The 6,564-nt window shown below is 70.9% G+C and carries 8 protein-coding genes and 1 pseudogene; 6 read left to right on the top strand and 3 right to left on the bottom strand.

The features are described 5' to 3' along the window. From Q4I23_RS29260 to Q4I23_RS29245, 4 genes are all read left to right on the top strand, one after another. Positions 1-579, top strand: a 579-nt coding sequence (locus Q4I23_RS29260; protein ID WP_498528541.1) for a D-alanyl-D-alanine carboxypeptidase, incomplete at its 5' end; no start/stop codon positions are given. 93 nt (positions 580-672) lie between these two features. After that, on the top strand, positions 673-1,305 hold the full coding sequence (locus Q4I23_RS29255; RefSeq protein ID WP_454017351.1) for a chemotaxis protein: 633 nt from the start codon (positions 673-675) through the stop codon (positions 1,303-1,305). Positions 1,306-1,334: 29 nt separating this feature from the next. Further along, a complete protein-coding gene (locus Q4I23_RS29250) occupies positions 1,335-2,132 on the top strand; it encodes a class I SAM-dependent methyltransferase (RefSeq protein WP_498528540.1) in 798 nt (265 codons plus the stop codon). Continuing rightward, positions 2,129-3,163: an endonuclease/exonuclease/phosphatase family protein gene (locus Q4I23_RS29245; protein WP_498528539.1), complete on the top strand. Its 1,035-nt coding sequence runs from the start codon at positions 2,129-2,131 to the stop codon at positions 3,161-3,163. Before Q4I23_RS29250 ends, Q4I23_RS29245 begins: the two co-directional genes overlap by 4 nt. Here Q4I23_RS29245 and Q4I23_RS29240 read toward each other — a convergent pair. The 3 genes and pseudogenes from Q4I23_RS29240 to panD form a co-directional block, all read right to left on the bottom strand. Continuing rightward, positions 3,118-3,696, bottom strand: a complete 579-nt coding sequence (locus Q4I23_RS29240; RefSeq protein ID WP_498528538.1) for a hypothetical protein — start codon at positions 3,694-3,696, stop codon at positions 3,118-3,120. The two genes, Q4I23_RS29245 and Q4I23_RS29240, sit on opposite strands and share 46 nt — an antisense overlap. 70 nt (positions 3,697-3,766) lie before the next feature. Then, on the bottom strand, positions 3,767-4,003 hold the full coding sequence (locus tag Q4I23_RS29235; protein ID WP_498528537.1) for a hypothetical protein: 237 nt from the start codon (positions 4,001-4,003) through the stop codon (positions 3,767-3,769). Positions 4,004-4,220: 217 nt separating this feature from the next. Beyond that, positions 4,221-4,619, bottom strand: a pseudogene (gene panD / locus Q4I23_RS29230) (aspartate 1-decarboxylase); the annotation flags it as partial. 347 nt (positions 4,620-4,966) lie between these two features. Here panD and Q4I23_RS29225 point away from each other — a divergent pair. Next, positions 4,967-5,485: a chemotaxis protein CheW gene (locus Q4I23_RS29225; RefSeq protein ID WP_498528536.1), complete on the top strand. Its 519-nt coding sequence runs from the start codon at positions 4,967-4,969 to the stop codon at positions 5,483-5,485. Then, positions 5,482-6,564, top strand: a 1,083-nt coding sequence (locus tag Q4I23_RS29220) for a CheR family methyltransferase (RefSeq protein ID WP_498528535.1), incomplete at its 3' end; no start/stop codon positions are given. The genes Q4I23_RS29225 and Q4I23_RS29220, both read left to right, overlap by 4 nt.

Here is a 6,564-nt window from a genome sequence, read left to right as displayed (position 1 = left end):
GCGGTCGGCGCCCTGCACCGCAGCGAGCCGCTGGAGGTTCTGGCCCGGCAGGTCCTGCGCTACTCCAACAACCTGTCGGCGGAGCTGATCGGGCTGGCCGCCGCCCGGCGGCTCGATCCGGCGGTGCAGACGCTGCCGGAGTCGGCGGCGGTGCTGACCGCGCCGGTCATGCTGGCAGCCCCGCGCACCGACTGGACGGGGTTGCGTCTGCTCAATCATTCGGGCCTCAGCAGCGCGTCGCGGATCACCCCGGCCCAGACCATGGCGCTGATCCGCGGCGCCGGTCCGGCGGTGCTCGCCCTTCTCCCCGGCGAGGACGAGGGCAAAGTCCTGCCCCCCGGCTTGCGCGCCAAATCGGGCACGCTGGCCTACGCCAAGGCGCTGGCCGGAACGTTGACCACGGCGAGCGGGCGCACGCTCGGCTTCGCCTTCTTCGTCACCGACGAGCCGCAGCGCGCCGCCATGGACCGGACGATGGACCGCCGCATTGCCGAGATCCCCCCGGAGGCCCGCGCCTGGCTGGCCCGCGCCCGCAAGCTCCAGGCCGACCTTCTGGAGTTGTGGATCGCCGGCTTGTGAGAGCCACCGATTGCAGGAGCCCTTGACCACAACGCTTGGCGAAGGGCGACGGTCGGTTGTACACTGCGACCGAATGTCCCACCGAGGTTCTGGATGCCGATCAGCCCGCGCGCACGCCGACTCCAGCAGGGTTCCGACACACCGGACATCGCGGCCAACCGCTACCACGACCGGCAATTGGGCGCGGAGGTGGTCAACATCGTGGTCGGCGGCTGCGTGGTCAGCGACGACCCGAACGTCGTCATCACCACCACGCTGGGCTCCTGCATCGCCGCCTGCCTGTTCGATCCCGTCGCGGCGATCGGCGGGATGAACCACTTCCTGCTGCCCGACCACAACGGCGACCGGCTGTCCATCTCCTCGCGCTACGGCAGTGCGGCGATGGAGCAGCTCATCAACCGGCTGCTGGCGGCGACGGGGCGGCGCGACCGGCTGCGCGCCAAGATCTTCGGCGGGGCCAGCGTGAACGGCGCCCCGCGCAGCGCCGGCATCGGCCAGCGCAACGTCGAGTTCGTCATGGAGTATCTGGCGGCCGAAGGCATCCCGACGATGAGCTGGGACGTCGGCGGCACGACGGCCCGCGCGGTGCGCTTCTACCCCACCTCGGGCCGCACCCAGCGCCGCCTGATCGGGGAGGAGACGGTGCGGGACATCGCGCGGTCCGAGACCTCCTTCATGGACCGGCTGCGCAAGACCGGGATCGATGGCGACGTGGAACTGTTCTGATCCCCATGCTCCATGGATTGTCCCGCCTGTTGCCCGCTATCGCGGACCAGAATCTCGACGAGGCCGCCGTCTACCGGCGGGAGTCGCTGTACGAGCGTCCACGCTACGAGGGCGCCCACGGCCTGATCCCCGCCGCCGGCCCCCTGCTCTGCCCGCTCTGCGGACGGGAGGCGGCACGCTTCCTGCCCTTCGGCCTGGGGGGACGGCGCAACGCCCGCTGCCCGGACTGCGGGTCGCTGGAGCGCCACCGCTTCCTGTGGAGCTTCCTGGCGGAGCGGACGGACGTGCTGCGCCGGTCGCTGCGCATCCTGCACACCGCCCCGGAACCCTGCCTGGAACCGCTGCTGCGGGCGCGGCACGGCCGGCGCTACGTCACGCTGGACCGCTTCAACCCGGCCGCCGACGTGCAAGCCGACCTGACCGACCTGCCCTTCCCGGACGGCCGTTTCGACCTCGTGCTGTCCAGCCACGTGCTGGAGCATGTCCCCAACGACCGCGCCGCGCTGCGCGAGATCGCCCGCGTCCTGAAGCCCTCCGGCCGCGCTATCCTGCTGTTCCCCTATGACCCCAAGGGACCGACGCGGGAGGACCCGGCGATGGACACCCCCGCCAAGCGACTGGCCGCCTTCGGCCACCCCTATCACTACCGGATTTATGGTACGGATACCCCCCAGCGCATGGCCGAGGCCGGGCTGGAGGCCACGCTCGTCGCCTCCACGGCGATGCTGAGCGCGCACCGCCGGCGGCGGCGGCGCATCAACCGCAACCACCTGTTCCTGGCGCGCCCGCGCGCCGCGGCGGGCCGGGCGTCCGGGGAGGGGTCATGAGCCGCAGCACCCGCAGCAGCATCCGCATCGCCACCTTCAACTTGGAAAGCCTGGACGACACCGGCGACCTGTCCTTCGAGGAGCGCGCCGCCGTGCTGCGTCCGCAGTTGGAGCGGCTGGACGCCGACATCCTGTGCCTTCAGGAGGTCAACGGCCAGCGCGACGCGAAGGGGGAGCCGCGGACCCTGCGCGCTCTGAACCGGCTGCTGGAGGGCGGCTCCTACGCCGCTTTCCACCGGACCTCCGGCGGCGAGGGGACCAAGCTGGCCGACCGGCACAACCTCGTGCTGGTGAGCCGCTGGCCGATCCTGGCGGCGCGGCAGTACCGGCACGATCTGGTGCCCTCCCCGCAGGTCCGCATGGTCACCGCCGACCCGGCCCAGCCCGGCGGCGACGCCGTGACCTGGGACCGCCCGGTGCTCCATGGCGAGATCGAGCTGCCCGGCGGGCGGCGGCTGCACGTCTTCAACCTGCATCTGCGCGCGCCGATCGCCGCGCCGGTGCCGGGGCAGAAGAAGAACGCCTCCACCTGGAAGAGCGTCGGCGGCTGGGCGGAGGGCTTCTACCTCGCCTCGATCAAGCGGGCCGGGCAGGCGCTGGAGGCCCGGCTGGCGGTGGAGCGGGTGTTCGACGCCGACCCGCAGGCGCTGATCCTGGTGGCCGGCGACCTCAACGCCGAGATCGAGCAGACCCCCGTCCGCATCATCCGCGCCGACCTGGACGAGACCGGCAACGGCCATCTTGCGGGGCGGTCGCTGGTGCCGCTGGAACGCTCCGTCCCGGAGGAGCGGCGCTTCACCGTGCTGCACGGCGGCGACGCGGTGATGCTCGACCATTTGCTGGTGTCGCGCGCCCTGCTGGGCTGGTTCCGCTCCGCCGAAATCCACAACGAGGCGCTGGGCGACGAGCTGGTCGCCCACGCCACGGTCAGCCATTCCCCGGAAAGCTACCACGCGCCCCTGGTCGCCCGCTTCGAGCTGCCCGATCAGACGGTGACGGAGACGATGGCGCCCGGCGAACCGGCGCCGTAGGACCCCGCGGCACGGGGAACGGCGGCCGGGGTGGTTCCCGCCGGACCGGCGCCCGTCGCGGGCGGCGTTCCGCTGGACGGGGCGCCGCTCGACGGGATGGCGCCGTATCCCGATCCGACGCTCCGCCCGGCGCCGTCCGGTGTGGCGGTGCCGCCGGATGCCGCGGTTCCCTTGCCGGTGTCGTGGCCTTCCGCCGCCGCGTCGGTCGCGACGCCCAGGCGGCTGGCGGTGCGGCGGTATTCCTCCACCACCTGTTGCGCCGGGATCTGGTTCTGGGTTTCGCCGGAGGAGCGGTCGCGGAAATAGATGACGGCCAGCCGGGCGCCCTGGTCATAGCGCAGGACCGGGCTGATGTAGCCGCCGGCCACCACCACCGGATCGGACGGAGACGCAGCCGAAGCGGATTGGTCCGCAGCGCTGGAGGCGGTTTGGGAAGTCGGTGCCGCGGCATCGGCCACGGATTGCGGCGTCGGGACCGCCGATGCCGGAGTCGGCCGGTTCGCCTGGATGCCGGAAACGCTTCGGATGTCCATGGCTGGCCGCCTTTCCCCTGCGGGCCCGGCCCCGGACCAGCCGGGCGGACCCCGATTGGACGACGCGCGATCAGACCGTGATGTTGAGGTTCTGTCCGCGGGTCGGGGTGGTGTTGCCGCCCGACGACAGGGCCTGCTGGCTCTGCTGCGCCTGCTGATCCTGGGCCTGCTGACGGCGATCCTCTTCGGCCTTCTGGGCCTGCTGGTTCGCGTCGGTTCCCCGTGTCTGCTGCAGGGCCGCCGGCCCGCTGCTCAACGGTGTCGTGAAAGGCTGCTGCTGATAGCCCCCTATGCCGCTGACGCCCATGACACGCACTCCTCGCTGTCCGCACTCCCACTCAAGTAGAGTAGGCAAAAATTGCCGCGCGTTCAAGTGGGACTCACCGCCCATCCCTCGCAAGACACGCGCAAGTCGCCGAACCGCTCGCTTTGCGCGTGGACTCGCCCAACCCCGCTTCCTTTGTTTGCGGGACGTCGGGGCCGGCGGATCAGGCCGGTTCCGGCTCCAGGAAGGCACCCTCGCGAATCGCGAAATCGAAGCGCCCGCCGTCCAGCGCCGTCACGTCGTAGGTCAGCGAGCGGTCGATGCTGTTGTCGGCGTTGAAGGTCAGCACCCGCGGCCGCAGCGTCGCCAGCTCCGTCGGCTGACAATACCAGGACGCGGCGATGATGACCTCGTCCCCCGGCTGGCAGCTCCGCGCCGCCGAGCCATTGAGCACGCAGCAGCGCGAGCCGCGCTCGCCGTAGATCACGTAGGTGCTGATCCGCGCGCCGGAATTCTTGTTCCAGATCTCCACGAACTCCAGCGGGTAGATCCCGACCGCCTCGCAATGCTCCGGATCGAGGGTGATCGACCCCTGATAGTTCAGGTTGGCGTCGGTGACGCGCAGGCAGTGCAGCTTCGCTCGGACAACCTTGATCATGATCCCCTCTGGTCGGTGCGGCTGGACGGCGGCAATTGATCGGCGGCTTTTGATCAGGCGGCCGGGGATGTTTGTAACCGCAACTGCGAAAACAGCAAGCGTTCCGGCACCCATGGTATGACCGGCGTCATACCGCCACCTTGGGCTGAGGCTTTTGCCTTTGGTGGTATTTCCATCCCGGGTGCGATGCGGCATGTTCTGCGCCGGTTTCAAGCCCCCCGGCGTCACCCAACAATAGGATCCAGGGTCCGGCTGCGCGTCTCGGACCCGGCAACCGGCTTCGGCCGACAACCGAATCAGGAAGGTGTGCGCCCGCGATGGCTGCGACGGCATCCGCGACACGGTACGTGATCTTTTCCGTCTCCGGCAGGACCCTGGCCCTGCCGGCGGAATCCGTGCGCCGGTTCCTGCCGCTGCCCCGGCTCGACCGACCGCCGGCGGCGCCCGCCGTGGTCGCCGGCCTGTTCCGCTACCAGGGCCGCGCCGTCCCGGTCCTGCGGCTCGACCTGCTGTTCGGCTTCGACGCCGCGCCGCCGGAGCTGTACGCCCCGCTGTTCCTGACCGAATGGGACGGCCGTCCGCTCGCTCTGCTGGCCGAGCGGGTGTTCAACATCCTGCCGATCCCCGACGCGGAGCGGATGGCGGCCGACCCCGGCCTGACCTTCAACGGCTGCGCCGTGGCGACCATCCCCCACGGCCGCCCCCACGGCGGCCCCCATGATGGCGGAACGGCCACCGTGATCGACCCGTCCCGCCTGCTGACCGAGGCGGAGGGCCGGCTGCTCGCCGCCTTCCAGGCCATGGCCGACGAGCGTCTGGCCCGGCTCGCCGCCCCCGATTGCGAGACCGGCGCGGAGGTCCGATGAACCGCATCGACGCCATCCTGCGCGACCCGGTCTTTCCCCGGATCAAGGCCGCCGTCATCGGGGCGACCGGGCTCGCCTACTACGCCGACAAGGACGCCGCCCTGGCGGAGCGCATCAACCGCCGCCTGTCGGACAAGCCGACCCTCGGCCTCGGCGCCTATCTGGCGCAGCTCGCCGCGGAGGGGCCGACCGGGCCGGAGTATCAGGCGCTCATCAACGAGCTGACGGTCGGCGAGACCTTCTTCTTCCGCTACGCCGAGCAGTTCGAGGCGCTGTGCGCCGTCGCCATCCCGGAATGCCTGCGCCGCAACCGGGAAAGCCGCCTGCTGCGCATCTGGAGCGCCGGCTGCTCGATCGGGCCGGAGGCCTACACGCTGGAAATCCTGCTGAAGCGGCATTTCGCCGACCAGCTGCGCGACTGGCAGGTCAGCATCGTCGGCACCGACCTGAACGCCAGCTTCATCGAAACGGCGCGGCGCGGCGTCTATGGGAACTGGGCGGTGCGCGGGCTCGACCCGGCCGTCCTGGCGGAATGCTTCGACCGGCAGGGCGACCTGTGGGCGGTCAAGCCGCGCTTCCGCGAATGGACGAGCTTCTCGGTCTTCAACCTGGTGGACGGGCCGCTGCCCAACTACCCGCGGGGCCTGGGCGCGCTGGACGTCGTGCTGTGCCGCAACGTCATGATCTATTTCGACGAGCCGACGCGCACCCGGCTGCTGGAGAACCTGCACGAGGTGCTGGTTCCCAACGGCTGGCTGGTGGTCGGCCATGCCGAAACGGGGCAGCAGGTCAACAGCCTGTTCACCCCCGTGCCGGTTCCCGGCGCCACGATCTACCGCAAGCCGCGCCCCGGCAGCGTTCCCGTGGCGGCGGCGCTGCCCGCCTACACGCCATCCATCGCCGTCGAGTCGTCCCCACCCGTCGAATCGAGGCCCGTCGAATCGAGGCCCGCCGAGCCAAAAGCCGCGGAGCCGAAACCGGCGAGGAAACGCAGCACGGCGACGGAGTCCGTGGCGCGGCTGCGCGCCACTGCGGCGAAGCCGGCGCCTGCCCCCCTGCCCACCCCTGTCTCTTATACA

It is taken from the genome of Azospirillum sp. UFLA03-27 (assembly GCF_059803775.1).
The sequence above is the reverse complement of the archived record's forward strand: the minus strand, read 5'-3'. Positions and strand labels throughout refer to the sequence as shown.